Genomic DNA, 1,737 nt, shown 5'->3' with positions numbered 1-1,737 from the left:
ACCAGTGGATCCAGGTCGACCTGGGCTCGTCCGTCTCCTTCGACCGCGTGGTCGTCGTGTGGGAGGCGGCCTACCCCAAGACGTACACGATCCAGGTCTCCGACAACGGCGACACCTGGACGGACATCACGTCCGTCGACAACACACCGGACCCGCTGAAGATCAGTGTGAACGGGGTACGGGTCTTCTGCCGCGGCGGCAACTGGGGCTGGGACGAGTTGCTGCGCCGGATGCCCGCCGCGCGGATGGAAGCGGCGGTCCGGATGCACCGCGACATGAACTTCACGATGATCCGCAACTGGGTGGGGTCGGTCAACCGCGAGGAGTTCTTCGCCAGTTGTGACGAGCACGGGATACTCGTCTGGAACGACTTCCCCAACGCCTGGGCGATGGACCCGCCGGACCACGACGCGTTCAACGGCCTGGCGCGGGACACCGTCCTGCGCTACCGCATCCACCCCAGCGTGGTGGTCTGGTGCGGCGCCAACGAGGGCAACCCGCCGGCGGCGATCGACAACGGGATGCGGGACGCCGTCGAGTCCACGGCCCCGGGCATCTTCTACCAGAACAACTCGGCGGGTGGCATCGTCACCGGCGGCGGCCCGTACGGCTGGGTCGAGCACGAGCGCTACTTCTCGCCGTCCACGTACGGCAGCGGCAGCTTCGGTTTCCACACCGAGATCGGCATGCCCGTGGTGTCGACGGCGGAGAGCACGCGCAGCCTCGTCGGCGACGAGCCGGAGTGGCCGATCGGCGGCGCGTGGTACTACCACGACTGGAGCACGCGGGGGAATCAGGCGCCGCAGAACTACCAGGCCGCCATCGAGGCGCGTCTCGACACGGCCCACGACCTGGACGACTTCGCGCGCAAGGCGCAGTTCGTCAACTACGAGAACACCCGTGCCATGTTCGAGGCGTGGAACGCCAACCTGTGGAAGGACGCCAGCGGCCTGATGCTGTGGATGTCCCACCCGGCGTGGCACAGCACGGTGTGGCAGACGTACGACTACGACTTCGACGTCAACGGCACCTACTACGGGGCGCGGGCGGCGTGCGAGGCCGTGCACGTCCAGGCCGATCCGCAGAGCTGGCAGGTCATCGCGGTCAACCACACGCCCGACGCGCTGAAGGGCGCGACGGTCTCCGCGCGCTACTTCGACCTGTCGGGACGGCAGCTCGGCGCGACCCGCAAGGCGCGGGTGGACGTCGCTTCGTCGACCACGACGGACGCGTTCACCGCCGACTGGACGAAGGACCAGCCGGACTTCCACCTCCTGCGGCTGCGCCTGGAGGACAGCCGGGGCAGGACCCTGTCGGAGAACACGTACTGGCGCTACCGCGAGGCCGCCGACATGAAGGCGCTCAACCGCGCGAAGTCCGTCAAGGTCTCCGCCGACCTCGGCCGGGTGACGAAGGCGGGGGCGCGCCGCGAGCTGACGGCGACCGTCCACAACCGCGGTTCGGCGGTGGCCGCGATGGTACGGCTCTCGCTGCTCGACGCCACCAGCGGCGAGCGAGTGCTGCCCACGCTGTACAGCGAGAACTACGTGTGGCTGCTGCCCGGTGAGTCGCGGAGCGTCACGCTCTCCTGGCCAGCCGAGGCGCTGCCGTCGGGCCGGCCCGCCCTGCGGACCGAGGGGTACAACGCGGCGCGCTCGGTGGCGCGCGCCTGACCCCTGACCATGCTGCGAGGGCCGGGGGGCAGTGCCGCCCCCCGGCCCTCGCGTCCGGTTCGGG

At 69.8% G+C, this 1,737-nt stretch carries 1 protein-coding gene; it reads left to right on the top strand.

Annotated elements, in window-relative coordinates; genetic code table 11:
• On the top strand, positions 1–1,673 hold a 1,673-nt coding region (locus GT042_RS30485), incomplete at its 5' end, for a discoidin domain-containing protein (protein WP_202534209.1).
• Positions 1,674–1,737: the final 64 nt, after the last annotated feature.

Source organism: Streptomyces sp. SID3212 (genome assembly GCF_009865405.1).
Classification (GTDB): Bacteria; Actinomycetota; Actinomycetes; order Streptomycetales; family Streptomycetaceae; genus Streptomyces.
This window is presented reverse-complemented; position numbering and strand designations above follow the sequence as displayed.